Annotated in this window: 26 protein-coding genes; 4 read left to right on the top strand and 22 right to left on the bottom strand. The window is 40.4% G+C overall.

The window, feature by feature from the left end; all coding sequences use genetic code 11:
* Positions 1–11: 11 nt before the first annotated feature.
* The 9 genes from IGI42_RS09545 to IGI42_RS09505 all read right to left on the bottom strand — a co-directional run bounded on the left by IGI42_RS09545 (position 12) and on the right by IGI42_RS09505 (position 8,928).
* Entirely contained in the window at positions 12–320 is a 309-nt protein-coding gene (locus IGI42_RS09545) for a PTS fructose transporter subunit IIB (RefSeq protein ID WP_438715610.1), read from the bottom strand.
* 19 nt (positions 321–339) lie between these two features.
* Complete coding sequence (locus tag IGI42_RS09540; protein WP_438715609.1) at positions 340–645, bottom strand: PTS sugar transporter subunit IIB; 306 nt, start codon at positions 643–645, stop codon at positions 340–342.
* 71 nt (positions 646–716) lie between these two features.
* Complete coding sequence (locus IGI42_RS09535; RefSeq protein ID WP_438715608.1) at positions 717–1,175, bottom strand: PTS sugar transporter subunit IIA; 459 nt, start codon at positions 1,173–1,175, stop codon at positions 717–719.
* Between the two features lie 211 nt (positions 1,176–1,386).
* Positions 1,387–3,477: a BglG family transcription antiterminator gene (locus tag IGI42_RS09530; RefSeq protein WP_438715607.1), complete on the bottom strand. Its 2,091-nt coding sequence runs from the start codon at positions 3,475–3,477 to the stop codon at positions 1,387–1,389.
* Positions 3,478–3,600: 123 nt separating this feature from the next.
* Positions 3,601–4,659 carry a zinc-binding dehydrogenase gene (locus IGI42_RS09525; protein ID WP_438715606.1) on the bottom strand — a complete coding sequence of 353 codons (1,059 nt, stop codon included), beginning with the start codon at positions 4,657–4,659 and terminating at the stop codon, positions 3,601–3,603.
* Between the two features lie 15 nt (positions 4,660–4,674).
* Positions 4,675–5,943 (bottom strand): PTS galactitol transporter subunit IIC, encoded by a 1,269-nt coding sequence (locus IGI42_RS09520; protein ID WP_438715605.1) that lies wholly within the window; start codon positions 5,941–5,943, stop codon positions 4,675–4,677.
* Positions 5,944–6,067: 124 nt separating this feature from the next.
* Positions 6,068–6,361: a PTS sugar transporter subunit IIB gene (locus tag IGI42_RS09515; protein WP_438715604.1), complete on the bottom strand. Its 294-nt coding sequence runs from the start codon at positions 6,359–6,361 to the stop codon at positions 6,068–6,070.
* A 16-nt stretch (positions 6,362–6,377) separates the two neighbouring features.
* Positions 6,378–6,854 (bottom strand): PTS sugar transporter subunit IIA, encoded by a 477-nt coding sequence (locus tag IGI42_RS09510; protein ID WP_438715603.1) that lies wholly within the window; start codon positions 6,852–6,854, stop codon positions 6,378–6,380.
* 4 nt (positions 6,855–6,858) lie between these two features.
* Positions 6,859–8,928 (bottom strand): BglG family transcription antiterminator, encoded by a 2,070-nt coding sequence (locus IGI42_RS09505; RefSeq protein WP_438715602.1) that lies wholly within the window; start codon positions 8,926–8,928, stop codon positions 6,859–6,861.
* Positions 8,929–9,291: 363 nt separating this feature from the next.
* Here IGI42_RS09505 and IGI42_RS09500 point away from each other — a divergent pair, with 363 nt between their 5' ends.
* Positions 9,292–11,658, top strand: coding sequence for a phosphoketolase family protein (locus IGI42_RS09500; RefSeq protein ID WP_438715601.1), 2,367 nt, complete (start codon positions 9,292–9,294; stop codon positions 11,656–11,658).
* A 58-nt stretch (positions 11,659–11,716) separates the two neighbouring features.
* Here the strand turns inward: IGI42_RS09500 and IGI42_RS09495 are convergent, their stop codons facing one another.
* Both IGI42_RS09495 and IGI42_RS09490 read right to left on the bottom strand, forming a co-directional pair.
* Positions 11,717–12,124: a DUF4809 family protein gene (locus IGI42_RS09495; protein ID WP_438715600.1), complete on the bottom strand. Its 408-nt coding sequence runs from the start codon at positions 12,122–12,124 to the stop codon at positions 11,717–11,719.
* A 1-nt stretch (position 12,125) separates the two neighbouring features.
* Positions 12,126–12,797 carry an HAD family hydrolase gene (locus tag IGI42_RS09490; protein ID WP_438715599.1) on the bottom strand — a complete coding sequence of 224 codons (672 nt, stop codon included), beginning with the start codon at positions 12,795–12,797 and terminating at the stop codon, positions 12,126–12,128.
* 191 nt (positions 12,798–12,988) lie between these two features.
* Between IGI42_RS09490 and IGI42_RS09485 the strand changes: the two genes are divergently transcribed.
* A complete protein-coding gene (locus IGI42_RS09485; RefSeq protein ID WP_438715598.1) occupies positions 12,989–13,183 on the top strand; it encodes a hypothetical protein in 195 nt (64 codons plus the stop codon).
* Positions 13,184–13,340: 157 nt separating this feature from the next.
* Here IGI42_RS09485 and IGI42_RS09480 read toward each other — a convergent pair whose 3' ends face one another.
* The 3 genes from IGI42_RS09480 to IGI42_RS09470 form a co-directional block, all read right to left on the bottom strand.
* Positions 13,341–13,574, bottom strand: coding sequence for a hypothetical protein (locus tag IGI42_RS09480; protein ID WP_438715597.1), 234 nt, complete (start codon positions 13,572–13,574; stop codon positions 13,341–13,343).
* Positions 13,575–13,639: 65 nt separating this feature from the next.
* Entirely contained in the window at positions 13,640–13,840 is a 201-nt protein-coding gene (locus IGI42_RS09475) for a cold-shock protein (protein WP_438715596.1), read from the bottom strand.
* Positions 13,841–14,135: 295 nt separating this feature from the next.
* Positions 14,136–14,951, bottom strand: coding sequence for a ZIP family metal transporter (locus IGI42_RS09470; RefSeq protein WP_438715595.1), 816 nt, complete (start codon positions 14,949–14,951; stop codon positions 14,136–14,138).
* A gap of 150 nt (positions 14,952–15,101) precedes the next feature.
* On the opposite strand from IGI42_RS09470, the gene spxB reads away from it, so the two are divergent.
* Entirely contained in the window at positions 15,102–16,829 is a 1,728-nt protein-coding gene (gene spxB / locus IGI42_RS09465) for a pyruvate oxidase (protein ID WP_438715594.1), read from the top strand.
* A gap of 72 nt (positions 16,830–16,901) precedes the next feature.
* Here spxB and IGI42_RS09460 read toward each other — a convergent pair whose 3' ends face one another.
* The 6 genes from IGI42_RS09460 to IGI42_RS09435 all read right to left on the bottom strand — a co-directional run bounded on the left by IGI42_RS09460 (position 16,902) and on the right by IGI42_RS09435 (position 21,234).
* Entirely contained in the window at positions 16,902–17,756 is an 855-nt protein-coding gene (locus IGI42_RS09460) for a PTS system mannose/fructose/sorbose family transporter subunit IID (protein WP_438715593.1), read from the bottom strand.
* Entirely contained in the window at positions 17,756–18,523 is a 768-nt protein-coding gene (locus IGI42_RS09455) for a PTS mannose/fructose/sorbose/N-acetylgalactosamine transporter subunit IIC (protein WP_438715592.1), read from the bottom strand. Before IGI42_RS09455 ends, IGI42_RS09460 begins: the two co-directional genes overlap by 1 nt.
* A 19-nt stretch (positions 18,524–18,542) precedes the next feature.
* The gene (locus IGI42_RS09450) at positions 18,543–19,016 is read right to left on the bottom strand and encodes a PTS sugar transporter subunit IIB (RefSeq protein ID WP_438715591.1); all 474 of its coding nucleotides are present in this window, start codon (positions 19,014–19,016) and stop codon (positions 18,543–18,545) included.
* 14 nt (positions 19,017–19,030) lie between these two features.
* Complete coding sequence (locus IGI42_RS09445; protein WP_438715590.1) at positions 19,031–19,450, bottom strand: PTS sugar transporter subunit IIA; 420 nt, start codon at positions 19,448–19,450, stop codon at positions 19,031–19,033.
* 24 nt (positions 19,451–19,474) lie between these two features.
* Positions 19,475–20,548, bottom strand: a complete 1,074-nt coding sequence (locus tag IGI42_RS09440) for an alcohol dehydrogenase catalytic domain-containing protein (protein ID WP_438715589.1) — start codon at positions 20,546–20,548, stop codon at positions 19,475–19,477.
* A 308-nt stretch (positions 20,549–20,856) separates the two neighbouring features.
* Positions 20,857–21,234 carry a PTS sugar transporter subunit IIA gene (locus tag IGI42_RS09435; RefSeq protein WP_438715588.1) on the bottom strand — a complete coding sequence of 126 codons (378 nt, stop codon included), beginning with the start codon at positions 21,232–21,234 and terminating at the stop codon, positions 20,857–20,859.
* A 140-nt stretch (positions 21,235–21,374) separates the two neighbouring features.
* Between IGI42_RS09435 and IGI42_RS09430 the strand changes: the two genes are divergently transcribed.
* A complete protein-coding gene (locus IGI42_RS09430) occupies positions 21,375–23,003 on the top strand; it encodes an ABC-F family ATP-binding cassette domain-containing protein (protein ID WP_438715587.1) in 1,629 nt (542 codons plus the stop codon).
* A 79-nt stretch (positions 23,004–23,082) separates the two neighbouring features.
* Here the strand turns inward: IGI42_RS09430 and IGI42_RS09425 are convergent, their stop codons facing one another.
* Both IGI42_RS09425 and IGI42_RS09420 read right to left on the bottom strand, forming a co-directional pair.
* Positions 23,083–24,048, bottom strand: coding sequence for an AEC family transporter (locus IGI42_RS09425; protein ID WP_438715586.1), 966 nt, complete (start codon positions 24,046–24,048; stop codon positions 23,083–23,085).
* Between the two features lie 21 nt (positions 24,049–24,069).
* Complete coding sequence (locus tag IGI42_RS09420) at positions 24,070–25,767, bottom strand: malolactic enzyme (RefSeq protein WP_438717030.1); 1,698 nt, start codon at positions 25,765–25,767, stop codon at positions 24,070–24,072.
* Positions 25,768–25,823: the final 56 nt, after the last annotated feature.

Here is a 25,823-nt window from a genome sequence, read left to right as displayed (position 1 = left end):
TTTCTCCTTTTCTACTGTTTATTTTTTTCTAGCTCATCTAAAACTTTTGCGACCTCCGCCAAAAATTCATCGACAAAGCCAGTTAAAAACCCCATTGCATTTACCGTTGGCACTCCATAGTCTCCTTCTGGCAACGGACTGGTGTAAGTAATGAAATCAAACATTCCACCTTGCGCTAATTGCAACGCTTCTGTTGGACGGGCCTCCGTTGTCGTAATAAAAAAGCCCATTTCTTCCGACGATTCACGCAATTTTTCTGCTACCATAGAGGAAGTCACTGTACCTGATCCACAGACCGATAAGACTTTGTAGTGCTTCATTCTTTCCCCTCCTACTCTCCTACTGTTTATCTAATTCGGCTAAAACACCGTCGATCTCTTCTAGAAATTCTTCATCACCAAATCCTGTTAAAAAGCCAATCGCATTAACGATGGGAACACCATAGTCTCCATCTGGTAAAGGACTAGTGTAAGTAATGAAATCAAAGCTACCCCCTTGTGCCAACTGTAAAGCTTCAGTTGGACGAGCCTCCGTTGTCGTAATTCGATAGCCTTTTTCTTCTAAAGCTTCTCTTAGTTTTTCTGCCACCATCGATGAGGTAACTGTTCCTGATCCACAAACTGATAATACGTTGTACTGTTTCATAATAAATTCCTCCTGATTAAACTTTTTTTGATCATCTTGTTGAGTTGTATTTCACTTTGAATATTTTGCTTTTATACAACTTCTAATTCTAACTTTGATAATATTTGATACATCTCGTCCGACGAATTAGACAATTCAAGCTGCTTTAAAGTTTCAACATCTTGAAAAAGCCCCATCAGCTTACTGAGCATTTTGACTTGTCCATCGGGATCTTCTACCGCCATCAGTATGACTAACGAAACTTCTACTACCTGACTAGGATCAATCATTGAATGAACTTGAATTGGTTTTGCCAACGTAGCAATCGCTAAAACCGATTGATGAACATGTTCCCGATCGGTATGAGGAATAGCAATTCCGTAATCTCCCATATTTAGTCCTGTAGGAAAGCCTTTTTCACGTTCGATAACTGCCGGCACATAGCTGGCTTTAACATAACCCAGCTCTTCCATCTTCCCGCCAAGAAAACGAACCAATGATTCGTAATCATCTGGTGCTAGTTTATAAAATAATAATTCTTTTTTGAGCACGCTCTCTCCTCCTTATTTTATTTATGTGTTTCTCTTGCTAATGAAAAGATAACACGGAACCGCTTACTTTTATATTTGTTTTGGAATCACTTTTTACTCAATGAATTCCGCAATACTTGTATGAATTGCTGAAAACGTTGATTTCACAAACTTTTTTACTAGCTAGTACAAAGAAAACTCCTCGGACTTTTAATGTCAGAGGAGTTGAAAATCATTTTTTTGCAGCTGATATGACGGATAAAATAGCTTCTTTATCTGCTGCGGCTGCTAATTTTCCAATCATTTTTGGGTCACTGGCAATTTTCAGCAGCTCCATCATGGGTTGGATATGTTTTTTCTTGTCGATTGCCGAAATGACAACCACATAATAAAAGCGCTGGTCACCACTTTGGAACCCTTTTGTAACCTTAGCAAAAGACATACCTAAACTTTTTGTCCCATTCTCGGGAATAGTATGAGGAATAACCACGCTGTTTCCTAACAAAATATTTGGTACAACGGTAGGAAACTGCTCCTGTAGACTCGTTAAATAGCGGGGCTCTACAATGTCACGTTCGATCAAATTCTGAGTTGTTTTTTGCAATACACTTTCCCAGGTTTCTTTGCCTTCCAACAAAATAATGCTCTCTGGTGTAATTAAGTCACAAAGATGCAGCTTAATTTCATTCGTCAACACTTCTTGATCTTGAATTTGGAAAATTGAATTGTAGGAAATCATCAATTCTTTCCGGATTTTTTCTTCGATTTCTGGCGCTAAGTCAATATACTTTTTGACAATTGCTAACGTGTGCTCTGGTTGAAGCTTGTAACTGTCGATTTTGTAGATCAACTGAATAACTTCGTTTACGACCAGATTTTTGTTCATAGCTGACAAGTCGTTGCCTACCACAATTACTGGTAACTGAGTCGTTAGCGGTGTCGTGGAAAAAACTAGCTGAACATCTAATTCTTGTTCTTTTTCGTAGAATTCACGAATCGAAAAAGCGGGAATGAACTGAATCATAGGAAACCAGTTATCCAAGGTGTTTTCCAGCAGCTTAGAGCTGATAATTCCATTAGGACAAACAACTACGGCATTTACAGTAGTTTTACTTTCGTTGATGGGTTTTTCCTTTTGCATATAGGCACCTACGAACATCGTGATTAAATAAATCTCGTCATTGGGAATGCGTTCTTGGAAAAATTCTTCCAAAGGAGCGATCGAGGACTTCACCATGAAAAATAATGGATCTAGTTGATTTTTCACAAAATCTGTAATGGTGTATTCTGAGGTTAAACCGTATCTGATACGATAATATGCTGGAGCTAAATGCAATGTCAGGTTTTCGATTAGCTGCGCTTTATCATTTAATTGAATTACAATATTCTTTTCCAACACTTGAATAAACTTTGTAATGTAACTTCGAAGGGCATCTGTATTCAAAGAAAAAGTATTGCTTAAATCAGTAATTTTTAGCGATAAAATGAACAAGCATAAATACAAATGCTCACTATAATTTTTCGGCAATTCATATCTACCTGCCAAGACCTTTGCGATTGCTGCATATTCTCTAGTATCCATAACTTCTTTAGCCATTTCACCAAAACGAGGTTCCAGTATGTGTTTGTTTTGCACACGCTTGGTGAGTAAATTTAGAAAATATGGAGCCGTTTGAATCCGGTTATCGGTATAGTGGACTTGCATCTCCGTTTCAATCATCCGAATTAATTTTCTTTTTTCTTCGATTTCTTCTTCTGAGATCATAAGATACTTGTGAAAAATGACTGTGTTATAAATCGACTCCATCACTTGGTCAGTGATTGAAAGAATAATTCCTCGAATGACCTCTTCGTTCCCTTTAAAGTAATAGCCTTTCTTACGAGAATATTCGATCGTGATCCGATGCTTTTTTAGATAGGCTTTCAACTTTTTTATATCAGAAACAATTGTATTTTTGCTCACTTCCAAAGTATCGGAAAAGTGATATAAAGAAAGATAGTCTGAGGAAAAGATCAGTAATAAGATGACTAGTAACCGATACTCCTCATCTAAAAAACTGCTCTCTGTTGCTTTCAATCGACTTTCACTATTGGCTAAGCCAGAAAAATCATCCACTACTTTAGTATCCACTACAAAGTGACCTTTACGGGAACGAATCAGCGGTTCATAATTGTTCTCTTTCAAAAAATCATTGATTTTCTTAATGGAGTAATCTAGTTGGTTTCGGGTAAGTTGATGCTTTTCCATCAATTCTTTGGACGTAATTTGGACACTGGAGGAAATCATTTGTAGAATATGTACATTCCGATTATCTAATTCCACTTTCTTCACCTACCTCTTTCAATTTCCACCTAGTCTACCTTGAAAACGTCGTTTAGTAAACGCTATCTTTTGAAAAAATAAAAAATAGCCCCAGACATTTCACTGTCTGAAGCTACCGTTTTCTTAAAACTCATCCGGATTGGATTCAATCATGACTTTAATTTCGTTACCTTCCATTACTTTGTCGAAGGCGGTACGCCATTCTTCCAGCGGATACTTTTTAGTAATCATTTCATCAATATGGATCGCCCCCTTAGCCAACAAATGAATCGCAATTGGCCAGTCATAGGGATTTTGTGAGCGGCTGCCCACATACTCGATTTCTCGTTGAATAATGGTTTCCAAGTCTAATTCGTTCATTTTATCTCGGAACAAGCCGACTTGAACAAATACTCCCTGTTTGCGCATCAAAGGTAGGCTGGCATTCACTGCCGGCAGAGCACCAGAAGCATCGTATACTTTATCGACGCCATAACCATCGGTCACCGCTTCGACAACTTGTGTCAAGTCTTCCTTCATCGTATCAACAATTACATCGGCACCCATTTTTTTCGCTAATTCTAACCGGTGGGCATCCTTCGTGATTCCGGTCATGATGACAAACGCACCAATGTCTTTCGCAATTTGTAGCAAGAACAAGCCGATTGGCCCTGGGCCCATGATAATGATCTTGTCCTGTAATTCCAGGCGGCTTTTTTGATACATCGCATGAACACAGCAAGCCAATGGTTCACTCATTGCGGCACCTTCATAGCTCAAGCCATCGGGTAAAAGATGGATACTTTCTTCTCTGGCCAATACATAATTTGCCATACTGCCATTTTGCTGCGTACCAATTCCTTTACGATTCGGACAAAGATTGTACTGTTTTTCCTTACAATAATCACACTCGTTACAAACCGTAAAGGTGGTTTCACTAGTCACCCGATCGCCTACTTTTACTTTGGCTACCTTGTCTCCAACTGCAACCACTTGCCCGGAAAATTCGTGGCCTAAAACCACTGGTGTGGTAGGATTTTTGTACTCTCCTTTAAAAGTGTGAATATCTGATCCGCAAATTCCGGTGTAGGCTACCTTAATCAATACCTTGTCTTCGGTTGCCTCAGGTACTGGTAAGTCAATAAATTCCATTTGGTCATAACCTGGCGCCTGCTTTGAGACACCTTTCATCATTTCGCTCATTTATTTAAATGCCTCCTACATGATTGAGTTCACTAGTTGTGCTAATTTTAAGAAGATCCAGTTTAAGATATTTCCGCCGGTATCTAAGTTACTGATTTGAGCAGCCCCTTCTGGAAATTCGACGATTCCTTCTGCCATCGTTGTTAAAGTTGGCGCAAAGTCGGTAGCCATTAGTAAAGCTACAGCCATCACGACAGTTAACGAAAGAACGGAGTGTAAAATGTTTCCTTTACGACTTGGTACAACCAACGCAGCAAAGAAAGGAATGGTTGCTAAGTCTCCAAATGGCAACACGCGATTCCCTGGTAAAATAACGGCTAAGAACAAAGTAATTGGAACCATTAACAGACCTGTTGATAAGGCCGCAGGTGAGCCCGTTGCCAAGGCAGCGTCCATGCCTAAATAAATTTCACGATCGCCGTAGCGGCTTTGTAACATTTTTTGGGCACTTTCTTGAATTGGAATTAACCCTTCCATCAAAATTTTAACCATCCGCGGCATTAAGAACATCACGCCGCCCATCGTCATCCCAATTTGCAGGATACCTGAGATATCATAGCCGCCTAAGAGGCCCAAGAATACCCCGATGATAATTCCCATGATCATTGGTTCCCCAAAGATACCAAAACGTTTTTGAATCGTTTCTGGTTTTACGTCTAGTTTGTTGATCCCCGGAATACGGTCAATCACCCAGCCAATCGGAATTGCTAAGACTGCATAGCCTTGTGCCGAGCCTGTTGGTAAGCTGACCCCTTCCAAACCATAATATTCTTGCATTTTTGGTGCGGTCTTGTCGGCAATAATTAGTACAAAAACGGTATAAATAATCCCACAAACAATGCCAAACAGGAAATTATTTGTTACAATGTAACCGGTTGCTGCAGCAGCGCTCATATGCCAATAGTTCCAAATATCGATATTTAGTGTTTTTGTCCAGTTCATTGCTAACATGATCAGGTTCACGATTAAAATAATTGGAATCATCACAGCTGCGATTGGTTGCGCCCAAGTACCAGCTGCGACTGTTGGCCATCCTGCGTCAATGATTGTTAAGTTTAAGCCAAAACGTTCAACCATTGCCTGTGCTGCAGGACCAACACTTGTGGTCAATAAATTAATGACTAGATTAATCCCAATCATCCCGATACCAACCGTAAGACCCGAAACAATGGCTTTTTTCAACGGAACTCGAAACACAATCCCTACAATAAACATAATAATCGGTAGCACGACACTTGAACCCATGTTCAAAATACTCTGTACAACGTTCGTTAAGCTATCCATTCACTTAACTCCTCCTTTGATTTGTGCTTATGAATAAATTTTCCATGAAAAATTATTCTGTTTCTGATGTGTGGAATTCCCAGCTAAACGACTTGATTAAGGCTATCGAATAGCTGGAATACCACTATTGAATTGCATTAACGGCTTCTAAAATTTCTTTTTCAACTTTTTCGGTATTAATCCCCGTTAAGAAGGCCATCGCTTTGATCGCTGGAATACTGTATTCTGTCGGCAACATCGTGGTTGAAATCAAAATATCGGCTTCATCTTGTTTGGCTGCCGCTTCTGCGATTTTGATTTGAGTAATTTCAACCGGAATTTCATTACGGGCAAACAAGTCTTCTACCTTTTTCATTACCACGGTTGATGTTGCGATTCCTGCTCCACATGCGACTAATACTTTTACTTTTCTGTTCATTTTTGTTTCTCCCATTCTATAAGTTATTTTTTTTTACGATTTTTAACAAAGACTCTTCATTTGATGCCAGCAGCAACTCAGATAACACTGCTTCATTTTGCAATAACCCCATTAAGGACTGGAGCATTTCTAGTTGAGCATGGGGCTGATTCAAGCCTAAAACAAATACAATATCGGCTTTCACCTGAACATCTTTATCCTCCATGCTATTAAAAACAACAGGTCGACTATTAGTTATAACAGCTACGAATTCCTTTACTACACATTCTGAATCAGTATGGGGAATCGCTGCTCCTAAATTTTGCAACGGAATTCCGGTGGGGAATGTTTCTTCCCGTTCTTTAATTCGTTCTAAAAAATCTTTCCGCACCCAGCCTAAGTCATACGCTCGCTGGTATACATGTTCCAATAATTCATGGCGGGAATCGTAAACCTCCTGAACAAAAATCAAGGGCTCTTTCAGATATCCGCTTAGCTTCGTTTCTGCCGTCATCTAATTACCTCCAATATTCTTCGTTAAAGCTTAGTAAAGCTGCTCGAACTTCCTCTTCATTTTTCGCTTGTTCCAATTGGTCAATTTGTTTGGCACCTGCTAAACTCATTAGCTCAAAGATTAAATCAATATGTTCATCCTTATCATTGGATCCCAGCAATACCACGGTCTTAATCCGGCTGCCATCATCAGCGGTTAACGGGTGCTTCAATATCCCTAAGCTGATGCCGACGCCTAATGCTCCTGCTTCGGGAACCGTATGAGGCAGGACGATTCGATTGCGCAGTACTGTATAGGCTGGCAAGGTGGGCATTTCTTCCTTTAATGCTTCGATATAATTCTCATTGATTACCTGCTGCCTTTTCAGCGGTTGAGCCAACTCATCCAGTACTGTCAGCCAGTCAATCGGCTCTTCAAATAACTGAATGGTTTCCCCTTTTAATAAATCCACTAAGCGTGGACGTTTCCTTGATAAAATTTTTGATTCCTTCGGGGTAAATAAATTTAATAGCTCGTTATACAGCTGATCTTCGTCGGTGATAGTTGCATACTTTTTCACCACCGCTAAAACCTTCTCCGGCGTCACCACTCTTGGCTGAATCGCCGCTGTTGACTGCAAAACTCGTTCCCGCAGCTGTTTTTTCTCCTGCTCTGTCAAAAAGCTGTTCACCACAAACACGTGCTTTTCGGTTTTTAACGGAACAGCCGAGAAGATAAAATCAGCTTCATATTCCTTTTGATAAAATTCCCTAGCTGACATCAATGCGATAAAGTCAATTTCCGGCAACAGGTTGCGCAACGTATTTTCCAGCAGTACCGCTATTGAAACGCCGTTAGGACAAACGATGATGCCCTTCTTGCGGTTTTCCGGATGAATGATTTCTGTGCTTTCGATGATGTGGCTGCCGATAAACAAGGAGATGAAAAACAACTCAGCTTCAGGAATTTCCTGCCCGAAAAAGTCCTCCAATGGACCACTGGCTTCTTTGACTAGATAAGCTAGCGAGAATAGATTTGCATCTTTATTTTCCTGATAATATTTTGTCTGCAAATTCAGATGATATTTGATTCGATAATAAGCCGGTCGCATATGAACCAGTAATCGCTCCAATAACTTTTCTTTATTTTCTAAACTAACGCCGGCAATCTTTTCAAAATTAGCGATAACCTCTTCCAGTGCTTCCTTCATTTTGTTAATTTCCTTGACTGAAAGAATGTCTCCGCGGGAAAGATTGGTGGTCAAAAGCAGCAGTGTCAAGTATACCCGCTCATTTTCACTGATGCCGTCTACATCCCAAACTACCCGGTCGGCTGCCAAATACTCCTTCGTATCCGCTAGTTCTCGATAGTTCACTTTAAAGCTGTAGGAGATTAACCGGCCTTTTTGTGCTCGTCGGATCAACAAAATGATTAGCAACGGCAGAATTTTCAAGCGCTCATCGGTAAATTGAACATTTAAATCCTCTTCAATTAACTCCACTCGCTTACGGAAGGTTTCGATCCTATCAACATCCAAGTTGGCAAACTGGATAATAAATTGAATTCCATTGTACATTTCCGCTAGGTGGCTCAAGACATTTGATAGTAATTGACGCTTGTTCCATTCGTCACCATCAATGAAATAGCCTTTTTTTCGCGTGTATTTTAAGGCTAAATCATGGCGGCTGACATCTAAGTTAGTCTCTTTTAAATCCCGTAAAATCGTGTTACGACTAACCTGTAATTCATCAATAAAATGGTTCAAAGAAAGATAGTCTTCTTTGCTTAACAGCATTAGTTCAATCAGACATACTCGTTCTTTGCCAGAAAATACATAATTTTCTTTGACTTCCCCGAGTGTTTCATCACCACCTTTAAAATAGGATAAGGTTTCGTTTGGAATGATAAAGCGACCATTTTTTGTTCGTTTAATGACCCCCAGCTTTTCATCCTGCAAAGATTCATTGATTTTTTTTAAGGCATAATTTAACTGGCCGCGTGATAGATCAAACTTCTCGCATAAGGACTTACTAGCCAGTTGCGGATTGTTGATCAACTCAATAAAGATTTGATTTGTTCGTTTTTCTAAGTTCATAGCTATCCCTCTCACAACTACAATTTATTATAAAATCGCTTACAATACTACAAGTGTTGTTCCCAAAATATTCAGTGTTTTTTATGCAACATGGGACCTTCTTTTTTAGCACCTGCTTCGACTTACTGGTTGTTACATTAAAAAGTTGATCAAACCAAAGTTATCTATTCCTTCAATATACTTTTTTTCTATCTCTTTATGCAACTTGGTACTGAGCAGCTAGCTTTTTTTCGTCAATGAGTCTCATTATTTAACTATGGCTTGCTGCAACAAGAGACTGATTGTTTTACAATTTTTTCTAATCGCGCTATAGTGAAACTGGATACTTTATAGTAAAAAATACTAAAAAGGGAGCTTCTAATTATGACAGTAAACGTAGATTCTAAAGAATATTTCGACCGTCTAAACGCTTGGTGGCGAGCAGCCAATTATATTTCCGTTGCTCAAATTTATTTAAAGGACAATCCTTTATTAAAGCGCTCTATTGAAAAAGAAGATATCAAAACACATCCGATTGGGCACTGGGGAACGATTGCTGGTCAGAACTTCATTTATGCCCATTTGAATCGGGTAATTAATAAGTATGACTTGAATATGTTTTACATTGAAGGCCCTGGTCATGGTGGTCAAGTAATGGTCTCAAATTCCTATCTTGATGGCAGCTACACGGAAATTTATCCTGAAGTAACACAAGACGAAGCCGGTTTGAAACGTCTTTTTACGATGTTCTCTTTCCCTGGCGGAATTGCTTCTCATGCGGCACCGGAAACGCCGGGTTCCATTCATGAAGGCGGCGAGTTGGGCTATTCCATTTCTCACGCTACTGGTGCTATCTTAGACAATCCTGACGTAATTGCAGCAACCGTCGTTGGTGATGGCGAAGCAGAAACAGGACCGCTAGCTGGCAGCTGGTTTTCTAATGTCTTTATTAATCCAGTTAATGATGGCGCAGTTTTACCAATCCTTTATTTGAATGGTGGGAAAATTTCTAATCCAACGATTCTTTCTCGCAAGAGTAATGAAGATTTAACTAAGTATTTTGAAGGAATGGGATGGAAGCCTTATTTTGTTGAAGGGACTGACCCAGAAAAAGTTCATCCAGTTATGGCTGAGACCTTGGATACAGTAATCGAAGAGATCAAAGCGATTCAAGCAGAAGCACGCAAAGGGACTGCTGAAGAGGCAACGATGCCGCAATGGCCGGTAATTATTTTCCGTACGCCAAAAGGCTGGACTGGTCCCGAAGAATGGGATAATGAACAAATCCAAGGAACCTTCCGAGCACACCAAGTGCCAATTCCGGTCGATGGTGAACACATGGAGCATGCCGACAAATTAGTGGAGTGGCTAAAGTCTTATCATCCTGAAGAACTATTTGACGAAAATGGCACATTGATTGAGTCAATTCGTGAGCTTGCTCCTAAAGGTGATAAGCGGATGGCAACTAATCCAATCACTAATGGCGGAATTGATCCAAAACCATTGAATATGCCTAATTGGCGAGAACTAGCTGTAGATACGTCTCATCCGGGAGCGGTAACTGCCCAAGATATGATCGTCTTTGGTGGTCATGCTCGTGACATTATTAAAAATAATCCTGATAATTTTCGGATTTTTGGTCCCGATGAAACCAAATCTAATCGCTTGAATAAGGTCTTTGAGGTAACCGATCGCCAATGGCTAGAGCCTAAGAAAAGCTATGATGAATGGCAGGCATCAGCAGGCCGCGTAATCGATGGTCAATTATCTGAACACCAAGCAGAAGGCTTCTTAGAAGGGTATGTTTTAACTGGGCGTCACGGCTTCTTTGCCAGCTATGAATCTTTCTTACGAGTAGTCGATTCGATGTTGACACAACATTTTAAATGGATGCGTAAAGCCAGTGATCAACCTTGGCGCAAAAATTATCCATCATTAAACTTAATTTCAACATCCACTGTCTTCCAACAAGACCATAACGGCTATACTCACCAAGATCCAGGTATCTTATCTCATTTGGCTGAGAAGAAACCAGAATTTATTCGTGAATATTTGCCAGCAGATGCCAATTCATTGATGGCAGTTATGGACAAGGCCTTGCAGGAAGAACAAGTAATTAACTTGATTGTTTCCAGCAAACACCCACGCCCACAATTCTATTCTGTTCAAGAGGCTGAAGAGTTAGTCGATAAAGGAATGAAGATCATTGACTGGGCAAGTACTGATGGTGACAGTGAACCGGATATCGTCATTGCGGCTGCCGGGACTGAACCAAACTTAGAAGCATTAGCGGCTGTCAGCATCCTAAACAAGCACTATCCAGAAATGAAGATTCGCTTTATCAATGTGGTAGATATTTTAAAACTGCGTCATCCTGACAATGACCCACGGGGATTAAGTGATGAAGAATTCGATGACTTGTTTACAACAGATAAGCCTATTGTGTTTGCTTTCCATGGATATGAAAATATGATCCGCGATTTCTTCTTTGATCGTCATAATCATAATCTGCACATCCATGGTTACCGGGAAAATGGAGATATTACGACACCATTTGATATGCGCGTCTTTAGCGAAATGGACCGTTTCCACTTAGCACAAGATGCCGCCACTGCGGTGCACGGTGAAGCTGCTGCTGAATTTTCGGAGGAAATGGATGAAATTCTGCAACGCCATCATGATTACATCCGCACCGAAGGAAAAGATCTGGTTGATGTAACCGACTGGACTTGGCAAGAGTTGCAAAAATAATATTTTTATCAAAACAAAAAAGGCAAGAACTTTTGAAATTAAAAGTTCTTGCCTTTTCTTATCTTGTTAATTCAGAAAGTATATAGCCTTCGCAGTCAAATACGTCTTGAAGTAATTGGTTGATACGTTGAAAGAGTACTTCAGTTTCTGGAATTACCTTTGGGATTGGGTATGCTTGGTGGACACCCTGATACACCAACATAGTCCCGAGATCCTCTACTTCTACTTGTTGATCTTCTCTTTTAAAAACTAATGCTTCTTCCCCCATATCCACCTGAATATACGTTTGTCGCCAGCCATTTTTCATTACTAAAGCTGTAACGATTGAAGGGACATCGTACTCATCCAACAATGAAGTTTGGCCATCTTCAAAATGAAGTGTGTAGGTAATGTAGCTTTGGAAGCCGCAAGCATTACACCCACCCTCAGTGGTAAACACTTGTTTATTAATGACTGCTTGCTGCATCTTAGTGGCCTCTCACTTCTTGATGGATTTTTGCCAAAACGTCCCTATCCAACTCGTCAAAACTTTCGACAATTCGATCCGCTTTTTGCAAATCTTGTTTGGGATAGATCGGATTATGAAAGCCTACGCACACCATTCCCGCACGGCTAACCGAAGTACTGCCGTTTTTTGTGTCTTCAATGCCTAAACAATTTACTGGTTCAACCCCCAAACGGCGTGCTACTTCTAAATAGACGTCAGGAGCTGGTTTAGAGTTTGGCACCTCTTCACTGCTCATAACTACTTGGAAACAATCAGCAATACCCAGAGCTTTTAGGTTCGATTTGATTTCCTTTAAAGTCGAAGAAGAAGCAACACCTAAAGGTAAACCCGCCTCATGTAGACGTTTAACAAAAGCCGGAGCACCTTTAATCGGACGCACCCCATCTTTTTTCACCATTTCTTCCCGCATTTGAACCATTTTTGTTACATATTCGTCGGTTGCCAGCGGCAAATTGAATTCTTCTTTCATCTTTTGCCACATGTACTCTCCAGTCGTTCCCATAAATTGGTAATGGTAGCTTTCCGCTACTGGGTGACCCGCTTCTTTTAAAATAGCTGATTTACTCTCAAAATAGGTATACTCTGAATCAACCAATACCCCATCCATATCAAAAATAATTGCTTCTAACATCACTTTACTCCTCATATTTAGTCATTTTGTTTCTACTCTAGCATAGATAAACAAACTAGGATAGCTCTATTTTACTAATTTACTACTACTTATAGCCAATCTAGAAATACATCTTAGGTTGGACGTTTTTATTAAAAACGTTTGTTATACTTTATACATCATCAAGAACAACAAGGAAGAAGGAAAAACTTATGAAAACTTATTCAACGCCTGTACGTATTTTAATGGTCATCGGCTTTTTTCTCGTAGCTAGTCTCGCATTGCACATCGTTGGCCCACTAATTTCTGGAGTACTGTCTATTGCCTTTCGCATTGGAGTTCCTTTAGCCATCGCTTATTTTATTGTCAATTGGTTAACCAAGCGCAGCCAGCAGCGTCGTTATTAATACCTAATCTAGTTTCAACGTATCCTTACAAAAATTAAAAGCTTCGCACACTGTTGCCATTCCTAAAAATCGTACTAACGTGAATAAATCATAAAAAAAGAAAACAAGTCATCTCAAACAGGATCAGATGATTTGTTTTCTTTTGTTGTATAGAAGATTAGTTATTCTTGGTATCCTGCATATCCGCATAACGAATGACTGTAGTGAAATCGTGTAATGTTTTGGTAGGACTAAGAACAATTCTGACAACTGCTGAGTTATTCAACATGGTTTCAATCACACCGACTTGGGATTCTTCTTTGTAAAGAAATGCTACTTCCGAGCCCACCATAAATTTTTCACCAATTTCTGAAGGGACATTCGGTCTATATCCAAACGTTTTTCCAGCCATTTTTCATCCTCCTAAATATAAAAAAAAGAGAAGATCTGAATAGATCTCCTCATCAATTATCGTAATTAAGCTTTAACAATGTTAGTAGCTTGAGGTCCGCGTTGTCCTTCTTCGATATCGAAAGAAACTGCTTGGCCTTCTTCTAAGCTCTTGAATCCTTCACCTTGAATAGCTGAAAAGTGAGCAAATACATCGTTGCCGTCTTCTCCAGTGATAAATCCAAATCCTTTGTCTGCGTTAAACCATTTTACTGTACCGTTATTCATAATAAGTACCTCCAAATACACATCAGCTGTGTTTATTTTTGTAATATAAAATGACGTGTAGAAAGAAGTGCGTATCAAAAAGTATAGATAAACAAATAGTCACATATCAAACGTATTACATGAAATAGCATAACACTTCCCATCAATGATTGCAACTAAATATGAACATTTCCATGAAATATACCGCAAAATATTAAGAAAACGATTTTTATCTTAATAACTACAGCGATACTGCCAACGCCACAAGTATCGAGTGACGAACGAAAAAAAGAGCGGTACAAATCCGCTCCTTTATTTACCCTAACGCTACATCTAAAATCATCATAATGATAAACCCTGACATAGCCCCAAATACAGCATGATGATGCTTGCTGTCGGTGGTTGCTTGCGCTTCTGGAATCAGCTCTTCCACTACGACATAAATCATCGCACCTGCTGCAAAAGCTAACGCATACGGTAACAGCGGTTGAACGCGCATTACCAGCACAGCACCGATGACTGCAGCAATCGGCTCAACAATCCCTGAGGCTTGACCGTAAAGAAAAGATTTCCAACGGCTTAACCCTTCCTGACGCAACGGGATTGATACAGCCGCTCCTTCAGGGAAATTCTGGATGCCGATCCCTAAGGAAACCGAAATGGCTGCCAGTACTGCTGCGGTTGGATTAGCCGCTTCGTTGGCTGCCCCAAAGGCAACACCTACCGCTAAGCCTTCTGGAATGTTGTGTAAGGTAATCGAGAAAACCAATAAGATTGTTCGTTTTAAATGACTGGGTAATCCTTCTGTTTCATTATTAGGTCCAAAGTGCATATGGGGGATTGTTTTATCCGCCGCATATAAAAACAGACCACCTAAGCCAAAGCCAATACTAACCACTAGCCAAGGAATTGAACCATTCTCCTCGGCCGCTTCAATGGCTGGATCTAATAAAGACCAAAAGCTAGCCGCAATCATTACACCTGAAGCAAATCCTAACATGGTGTTTAACACATTGCGATTAATATTTTTAAAAAAGAAAACCATGGCTGCTCCCAAAGCAGTCATTCCCCATGTAAATAGTGTACCTACTAAAGCTTGCTGCCAAGCAGATAACGCCAACAACCATTCCATCCTCTAACCTCCTAAAGCGTTTCCCGCTTTTTTTTAGTGTATCACAAGATAGACGACCCCTCAAATTCCCTGCGAAACACATTCTTTGGTGGGATTTAGTAAAAGCGTTATACTTATCTTGTTAGCTATCTAAGAAAGCGAGTGAGAAACATGACAAAAATTAATGCTGCTATTGCAATGGTCAAAGTGTTCGAAGCGTGGGGCGTTGATCATATTTACGGAATCCCTGGTGGTTCCTTTAATTCAACGATGGATGCCTTATACAAAGAAAGAGAAAGTGTAAAATACGTACAAGTACGCCATGAAGAAGTAGGCGCATTAGCTGCGGCAGCTGATGCCAAACTTACTGGTAAAGTCGGTGCGGTCTTTGGTTCTGCCGGACCAGGTGCTAGCCACTTAATCAATGGGCTATACGATGCTCAAATGGACCATGTTCCGGTTGTAGCGTTGCTAGGACAAGTAGCTTCTACAGCTATGAACTATAACATGTTCCAAGAAATGAATGAAAATCCAATGTTTGCCGATGTAAGTATCTATAATCGCACGGCGATGACACCTGAAAGCTTACCTCATTTAGTCGATGAAGCGATTAAAGCCGCTTATGAACATAAAGGGGTTGCGGTAGTTACGATTCCGGTTGATTTTGGGTTTGCCGATATTGAAGAACAAGAAATTGCGACGGCTAAAAATCATCGTACTGGTGTGGTTATGCCGGCTGAAGAAGACTTAAAAGCCGCCATTCCATTAATCGAAGCGGCTAAACAACCAGTTCTATATATAGGACAAGGAACGCGGGGTGGTTTTGAAGAAATCAAAGCGTTCTCTGAACATTTTTCTATGCCTGTAGCTGCAGCGGTTTTGGCTAAAGGTATTGTTCCTGATACTTATGAAAACTTCTTAGGATTTGCGGCGCGCGTGGCGACTAAACCTGCTAATGAAGCCTTGGCTAAGGCTGATTTAATCGTCTTTGTCGGCAGTGACTTCCCATTTGCCCGGGCCTTCTTTAATCCCGAAGCGAAATTTATCCAAGTCGATATTGATATGGTTAAATTTGGGCGTCGTCATCACACCGATGTAGCAATTTTAGGGGATGCCAATACAGCCTTACGCAGAATGGTTGAACTAGGTGAAGCACGTCCAGCCGATCATTGGTTTAAAGCTAATCAAACCAATATTAAAAATTGGCACAACTGGCGTAAGAGCTTCTATGAAGATAAACAATCACCCTTGCGTCCTGAACCAGTTTTCAAAGAAATTAACCGGATCGCTGAAGAGGATGCTGTCTTTGTGACTGATGTTGGTAACACTACTATTCACGCTATCCGTCATTTAGAATTGAACGGTAAACAGCTGCACACTACTTCTGGTTGGTTTGCTACGATGGGCAATGGTGTGCCAGGCGGGATTGCTGCTCAATTAAGCTACCCTGATCGCCAAGTCTTTACCTTAAGTGGTGATGGCGGCTTTGCAATGGTCATGCAAGATATTATGACTCAAGTGAAGTATGAGATGCCAATTATCAATGTCGTATTTTCCAATGAATCCTTTGGGTTTATTGAAGCCGAACAAGAAGACACTGAACAAAAGAAATTTGGTGTATTCTTAGGTGGTGCAGATTTTGGTAAAGCGGCTGAAGCAATGGGTGCTGAAGGCTTTACCATCACTGAGTATGATCAATTACAACCAGCTTTTGAAGCAGCGAAAAACAGTAAACGACCGGTCGTTATCGATGTAAAAATCAAAAATGCTCGTCCATTACCTGTGGAAGAATTGAAATTAGATCCAGCCGAGTTTTCAACTGAAGAAGTTGAAGCCTTCAAAGAAAAATACCAAGTTCATGATATGCCTGCCTTAGGGGAAATTTTGAGAGAACAATAGGATAAGTAAAGACCTTGCTGAGAATGTACAGTCTCCTCAGCAAGGTCTTTTTATATTGGTTAGCTCTCTAGTTTACAGAGAATTCACAATTAAGCCTAGTGCGCCTAAAACAGCACCACCGACAATTTGAATCACTAGCACTTTGGTGGGTGTGTATTTCTTGTTTTTCAATAAATAGTAGGTGAGTAAGGTAACCCCTAAAGGCAGAATTCCTTTTACCAAGCTGTCTAATACATCCGTTTGAATGGATAAAGATTCTTGACCACTTAAATGAACCTGTAGTGGGGTAGCGATATTTACAAAGTTTGCAGCCAATGACCCAATGACAATGGCTCCTAACGTTTGCGAGAAGGTCATAATGTAAGACAAGCGACCACCCGCCATCATCTTTTGAATTCCTTCTTTTCCTTGCTCATACCCTTGAATCCACAGGAAGTAAGCAATGACGGTCATAATAATCCAGTGCAAAGCGAAAAACAGAACCGGACCCATAAAAATATTTCCTTGCGAACCAAAAGGTAACGTGAACGATAGCAAGATGGGAATCAACGTTCCTTGCCAAAGCGTATCGCCAATTCCGGCCAATGGTCCCATCAAGCCGGTCTTCAATCCATTGATTGTTTGATCATTGATGTCCGCTCCGCTGGCCCGCTCTTCTTCCATTGCAATAACCATCGACAAAATGGGGCCCCCAAAGGAAGGCTCGGTATTAAAAAATTGCATGTGGCGATCCAAAGCCGCTTTCATTTCATCCTCGTCTTTGCCATAAAGTTTTTTCAAAATGGGACTAAAGGCATGAACTACTCCGGTTGCTTGTAATCGTTCGTAGTTGTAATTGGCATGGGAGAAAAAAGTCCAACGCCAGAAAGCTTTAACCACATCTTTTTTGGAAAGTAGTTTCGTTTGTTCAACCGTTGTTTGTTCCATTAAGCCATCCCTCCATTTTTATCTTTCAAGTATAATTCAGTAAAGACATATCCAATGACTAGAGCGAAAATAGCAATCGGTACTGCTGGTAACCCTGAGTAAACGGCGATCATAAAACCTAAGACAAAGAATAACAATGTTCCTTTACCATTCATTGCCCGCAAGTTCATGGCAATCCCTAAAGCTGGTAGAATTCCACCAATTGCTGATAACACTGCTAATGGTCTTCCCCCTAATGCATCAACAACACCTTCTACCGCATCTGCCCCTAAGTAAGCTGCTGCTGCAACAGGTACAACGGTGATTAGTAATAAAAATAATTGCGGTGGTACGATATGCAGCCAATTAATTTTATCAATGTTCCCTTCTTCAGCGGCTTTGTCTGCCATGTGAACAAAGGTAATATCGACCGTCATGTGAGCAACCCAGATCAATGTTCCTAATAAACCAATAGGTACTGCTAGTGTTGTTGCGACAGATGGACTAACATTTGCCGCCATTGCCAAGGCAGTCCCTAACGTTCCCGCTAAAGCCGGGTCCATCGCCACTGTTCCGCCTGCTGAGATAAAAGCCAGGTATGGCAAGTTGATAGCTGCACCGATGATACATCCTTGGACCGGGTCCCCTAAAATCAAACCAACTACCGTCCCATTTACCAAAGGGCGCATCCAGCCATGCGTTCCAACTAGTGAAAGCCACGGGGTTCCATTAATTCCCAAGTAATAAACAACACCAATTAAAATCGCTTGAATCAAATTGATCTTCATTTTGTCACTTCCTTTTCACCTATAATAAGTTATCAATTGCTTGTGAACCTTGATCAGGAATTACATGAATTTTCATTTTGACACCGCTTGCAACAATCTTTTTGAAGGTCTCTTTTTCTTCTTCTGTTGCTGAAATATTCTTATGGAAGGTTTTTCGATCTTTTCTAGCACCCATCCCGCCAATAATGATTTCTTCAAAAGATACACCTTGTTCAATCAATTGCCAGTAGGTTTGTGGTTCCTTAGCTAACACAATTACCTTTTCATTTCCAGGGATGGCCTTTAGTAGTGCTGAACCGTCATTAATACCTAAAATTGATAACTTAATACCGTTAGGAACCGCCATTGACATAATAGACTTCGTGAATTCGTCCCCCGCGGTTGCGTCATCCACGATCACAATATGATTGCCTCCTGTAAATTGCAGCCAGGCAGTCATCACCTGGCCATGAATCAACCGATCATCAATTCTTGCTAATACAATTTCGCCCATTTTTATTTGCTCCTCTATTTTAATTTTTGGATTTCCTCGAAAAATTCTTTTATTCCTGTTTGACCCGCCTGCATCGCTGTCTGGTATGTAGCTTCTAAATCAGAACCGATTAATCGCTGGTTAAACGCTTCGATGACCATCGGTAAGTTCACTCCGGAAAGTAGGCGATAAGCATGCTTTGCTTTTAGTTTGTTGAAACACATTGCTGCCTGATTGTAAGGACTCGCTGAAAATAAATCAGTCATCACTAATACCCCATTGCCTTGATCCAGTTGAATGATCGCCGCTTGAATCTGTTCGTTAAACTCACTAATGTCATCACCATGTTTTAACCCCATCGTCTGGTAATCCGTTTGCTCACCCATGATCAGCTGCAAACTATCCATAATTCCAGCAGCCATCTCTCCGTGGGTAATTAGTAAAATTCCTATCATCTTATTCACTCCTTTTGTTTACGATTACCAATTAAAACGCATGACCGTTTTGTTCCAGCCAGGATCTTCTACAAACTTCACCATCGTTTGACGAAAATCTTCGCCGCTGGAAATCTCAGTCACTTGCTTAGGTAAGATTTTACTCAGTGCTGCACGATATTCCTCATTTTTCATGCCTTCTATGACCGCAGCGAAATTGACGGTGGAGGACCGACTGCTGCCATGAACGGTGATCCCTTTTTCTAAAATGTCGCGGGTATTAATTGGAACTAGTTCTTCTGTTACACCCATAAAGATGATATCGGCTAAAGAATCAGCAATCACGATTGCTTGATTTATGGCACTTTCACTAAAGCGTCCGCCAGTACATTCGATAATTACATCGAATTTCTCAGCTTCATGCTGGAAATCATACGTTAAAACATTGGCCGTTCTAGCAAAGTCAAAATGCGCCAATTTATCTTCGGCTGCGCCAAACACCATGAAACGTTCTGCATTAATACCATATAGATATCTCAGCATAGCTGCGGTGAAGTAACCCACTGGACCATCACCAAACAATGCCACTTTTGTATTTTTTTTACTTAATTTTTCTGCTACGTGACTAATTGCATGGTGAGAAACAGAAGATAGTTCCGCAAGTACCGCTATTTCATTAGGAATTTCATCTGGAATTATCACTAGGCACTCGGCTGGGTGAACTAAAACACTTTGAGCCAATCCATCATAACCACTACCTAAAAAAGCATTTCCTTGTGAGTAATTAGGTGGGACATTCGCCTTTTGTTGTATTTCTGGATGCAAAATAGCGCCAGGAATATTCGGAACAACTACGACCCGATCACCAATAGAAAAATCTGGTGAGCCAGATTGTTTTACGATACCAATACCTTCATGCAATAAAGCCATCGGCAGCTTTTTGGCTAAAGCTTCTGGTCGACGCAAGCCTGCAAAATACCGCAAATCAGCGTGACAGATACTTGCATAAGTTGGTTCGACGGCTACCCAACCTTTTGGTACCTCCCGTGTTTTTTCAACTTCTTCAATGACTTCTGGTTTCGTCAAGCTAAATACTCTTGATTCAAGTGCTAGTGTCATCATTCAACCTCCTCATATTCGAGCTAAAATTCTGTTTATTGCTCGTAAACGAGTATAACACTCAATAACGAGTGTGTAAACGCTATTTTTGCATTTTTTTATCTTTTATAACTCCTTTTCACTCGAAAAAAACTTTTCTATACTCATTTTTGCTTGTGAAAAGGTATGGGCGATTATCGTCCCCTTGCTTTAACAAGCGCTTTAATTGTGAGCAACCGATACTTTTTTCAGCAAACAAAAAAAGCATGACACTATTTTTCCCTTAACGAAGAATAGTGTCATGCTTTTTTATTTATGATAGAGTTTTCTTACATACGTCTGATCGCTTCTTTACTTTCATCCTCTAACTGCTCGGTTAGCAATGCTGCGGATATATTGCGATTCATTAATGCCTGCAGTAGCATTGGTAAATTAATACCGGTTACTAAATGTTGTTTTGGATGATTGACTACACATTGGCTAGCGAAACGAAATGGTGTACCGCCAAAAATATCAATTAGCCAGACAATTTCATCGACTTCCTCCAGCATCTTTTTAGCTTTATTGTCAAACATCTCTTGCAGATTCCCGTCTTGAGCCTCCACAGCGATGGTATCTACGTGTTGTTGTTGTCCCATAATTGCTTGTGCCGTCTCAACCAAACCTTCAGCTAAATTGTCATGCGCAACCACAATTATCCCGATCATTTCACCTTCACTCCTTCCCTTCTTTAGTCTAACGTATTTTAAAACACAAGTAAATTCACAGTTATTGGCTTGAAACTTCCTTAACCCCTCGTTATAATGCAAAAGAGGCTTACGCCAATAAAAAAAAGCGAGGAAAACTATTGATTACTGTAAGTGATGTAAGTTTACAATTTTCTGACCGTAAACTTTTTGATGATGTGAATATTAAATTTACCCCTGGCAACTGTTATGGACTGATTGGCGCAAACGGCGCTGGCAAATCGACCTTTTTAAAAATTTTATCTGGTGAAATCCAACCATCCACTGGGACAATCATTTTGGGTCCTAATGAACGGATGGCTGTTTTAAAGCAAAATCATTTTGACTACGAAGATTATCCTGTAATTGAAACAGTCATGATGGGCCATGAACGGCTGTATCAAGTGATGAAAGAAAAAGACGAGGTCTACATGAAAGAAGACTTTTCTGATGAAGACGGCATTCGTGCGGCTGAATTAGAAGGGGAATTTGCTGAACTAGGCGGCTGGGAAGCTGAACCAGAAGCAGCTGTTTTACTACAAGGCTTGAATATCCCCGAAGAACTTCATCAGCAAAAAATAAGCGAGTTAACGGCTGGACAAAAAATCAAAGTCCTTTTAGCGCAATCATTATTTGGCAAACCCGATGTTTTGCTATTGGATGAGCCCACCAATGGCTTGGATATTCAATCCATTAATTGGTTGGAAGACTTCTTGATCGATTTTGAAAATACCGTTATTGTCGTATCCCATGACCGTCACTTCTTGAATAAAGTGTGTACACATATGGCCGATCTTGACTTCGGTAAAATTCAATTATATGTCGGAAACTATGATTTCTGGTTGGAATCTAGCCAATTAGCTACCAAGCTGAAATCTGACTCAAATGCAAAAAAAGAAGAAAAGATCAAAGAGCTGCAAGACTTTATTGCCCGCTTTAGTGCTAATGCTTCGAAATCAAAACAAGCAACTTCACGTAAGAAAATGCTAGAAAAGATTACTTTGGATGACATTCGACCTTCTTCAAGACGCTACCCGTTTGTGCAGTTTAAGCCAGATCGTGAAATCGGCAATGACCTGCTGCAGCTGGAAAACGTTAGTGTAACGATTGATGGCAAGAAAATTCTTGATAATATTTCCTTTATCTTGAATCGTGAAGACAAGGTAGCTTTCGTGGCCGAAAATGACATTGTTACAACTACTTTATTCCGCGTGATCATGGGCGATTTGAAGCCTGATACTGGCACTGTCCGTTGGGGAGTTACCACTAGCCAAGCTTATTTGCCTAAAGACACAAGTAGCGAGTTTGACAGCAACTTGCCAATTTTAGATTGGTTGCGTCAGTATGCCAGCAAAGAAGAAGATGATAATACCTTCTTACGCAGTTTCCTAGGTCGTATGCTGTTTTCAGGCGACGAGGTAATGAAACCTGTTAACGTCCTTTCCGGAGGCGAGAAGGTGCGTTGTATGCTTTCTAAGCTGATGCTGTCTAAAGCCAACGTCTTAGTTTTAGATGATCCAACCAATCACCTGGATTTGGAATCTATCTCAGCTTTGAATGAAGGGTTGATCGCTTACAAGGGTGCGATGCTGTTTGCATCCCATGACCACCAGTTCATCCAAACCATCGCCAACCGTATTATTGCCATTTCTGAAAATGGCGTTGTCGATCGCAGCGAAACAACTTACGATGAATTCTTAGAAAACAAAGACGTACAAGAAAAACTTAGCCACCTGTTTACCGGGAACTAAGAAAGGTTTAACAAACTCCCTCAGCTTTGGAGCTGAACACAAAAAAGGAAAGCTCGCAATTTGAGCTTTCCTTTTTTATTTAGATAAATTGTACTAACTGCATCAAGATTGGAACAACAATTACAAATAACAATGTACTTGTTGTAACTAAGTTGGTAGCGTACTTCACGTCACCGTGCGCTTCGTTAGCCAAGATTGGCAAGACAGCCAACATTGGAGTCGCTGATTGAACAATCAGGGTTTGTTGCAATAGTGGTGCTAATTCTGCTCCAAAGACATTTTGTCCGACTAGCAATAAACCAATTAGGACAGCTGGTGCCAAAATGAAGCGACCTAGTAAAGCTACAACGGTATCTCGGTCAAAGCGGATACTCTTAAGACCAGCATCATGCAACACAATCCCAATATAAAGCAAGGACAATGGTGTTACGATATTCCCAACATAGGTCAACGTAGAGTTAATAAATGTTGGTACTGGAATGCCGACTAGTAAGAAAATGATCGCTACGATAAAACCAAGCAATGGTGGTGGCAGCAATTTTTTCCAATTTAGTTTGGCTTTGTTTTCACCTTTTACTTTGGTTGGGTCATCGTTGGAGATCAAGAATACCCCAAAGGCCCAAGTAGAAACCGTGTTGGTTACATAGTAAACCAAGAAGTAAGGTAAAGCTTTATCACCAAACAAGGCAATATTTAATGGCAAACCGATAAAGATGGTGTTGGCATTAACGACTGCGTTCATGAAAATCCCGCGGCGACCGGGTCTGATTTTCAAAACCTTTACTAAAATATAAGCGATAATGTAGGAAATTACGACCCCACCAACTGGGTAGATTAAGCTACCCGATAGTTGGAATAAGGTTTCCTTTGTTAAATTTTTTAAAACAGAAACGAAAATGGAAGCTGGCAATGCGACTTTCGTGATTAATGATGAAATGCTGCCGCCAAATTTTTCGTCAAACCATCCCTGGCCCTTCAAGATATAACCCAAAGCAATCATGAGAATGATACTGATGACGCTTTGAATCGATTGAAAGAAGATCATCTTAATTTCCCCCTCTAAAGATTATTCAGCGTCTAGTGAGCGGTATTCTGGGTACCATTTCATGTCAGCGACTGCTTGTTTAATATCTTTGATTTCTTCTTTGTTTAATTTTTGATCCAAGACACTTTGTCCCACAACTTCAGCAATGGTGTGTGAGAATTCTGTTAACTTAGATACTGGTGGTAATACAGCTGCACCTGGTTTGCTTGTATCGACAATCCCCCCTAATGCATGGCTGGCTTGTGACAAGATTTCGCCATTTACCCGAGAAGCAGTCGAGGCAATGATACCAAGACCTAAACCTGGATACATTAAAGCATTGTTTGCTTGTCCGATTTGGTAAGTCACGCCTTTGTATTCGACATCCGCTGCGGGAATACCTGTACCGATCAACGCTTTACCATCGGTCCATTTGATCAAATCTTCGGCTGTTGCTTCTGCTAACTTAGTTGGGTTAGACAATGGGAAGATAATTGGACGTTCGGTATTAGCCGCAATTTCTTTCACGATTTCTTCAGTGAAGGCACCTGGTTGAGTCGATGTCCCAATGATAATCGTTGGATGAATTGCTTTAACGGCTGCTGTTAAGTTGGTTAATTCGTCAGCATTATCAAATTCACTGCGTTGGCGCGTAAATGGTTTTTGACCATTCGTCAACTCTTCAGTGTCTTCGAACAATACGCCTTGTTTGTCTACCATGTAGAAGTGTTTGCGGGCTTCTTCTTCAGATAGACCTTGACGAGTCATTTCGTCTAACAATTGGTTGGCAATACCAACACCGGCAGTCCCTGCACCAAAGGTCATTACTGTTTGTTTAGTTAAATCTTCACCTGAGATATTCAAGGCACCTAGAACACCGGCTAATACCACGATACCTGTTCCTTGAATGTCATCGTTGAAGGTCGTAATTTTATCTTCGTATTTTTCTAAAATATTGGCAGCATTTGAACGGCCGAAGTCTTCCCAGTGCAACAATACTTTAGGGAACAATTCTTGAGTCGCATTGACGAATTGATCGATAAAGTCGTAATAACGATCGCCTCTTACTCGTTCATGACGGTTACCTAAGTACAAAGGATCATTGATTAATTCTTGGTTGTTGGTTCCGGCATCAATTGATACTGGCAATACTTGTGATGGATCGATTCCAGCAGCTGCGGTATAAACCATCAATTTACCAATAGCAATATCTACACCATTAACGCCCCAGTCACCAATCCCTAAAATACCTTCAGCATCAGTCGCAACGATCAAACGAATGTCACGGCCGGCAGCTGCGTTTTCCAAGCTAGCTTTGATGGCTTCTGGTTCATCAACTGACAAGAAAGCTGCATCTTGTGGTTGAACAAACAATTCATTGTATTGTTCGATAGAATCAGCAACAGTTGGATCGTAAACGATCGGCATAAATTCAACGACATGTTCGTCCATTAATTTAAAGAATAATGTACGGTTCGTATTGAAGATATTCATCAAGAAAATACGTTTTTCCAGATCACTGGTTTTGCTTAAATATTGACCATAGGCTTGAACAGATTGTTGTTCCAATGTTTGAACTTGTGAAGGTAGCATACCTTCTAGTCCGTATTGTTTTCTTTCTTCTTTAGTAAAGGCTGTTCCTTTATTCAAAAATGGATTGTTTAAAATTTCGATCCCTTTCATAATTAAATTCCTCCTTGTTATTGGTTCAGTTTGTCTGTTGTTGTGCGCCAACAACATTCTCATTGAGTACATTAACAAGGTACACCCTTCGGCTTGCCATAGTCAAAAATTAG

It is taken from the genome of Enterococcus sp. AZ109 (genome assembly GCF_051714625.1).
In the GTDB taxonomy this organism is placed as follows: domain Bacteria; phylum Bacillota; class Bacilli; order Lactobacillales; family Enterococcaceae; genus Enterococcus_A.
This window is presented reverse-complemented; position numbering and strand designations above follow the sequence as displayed.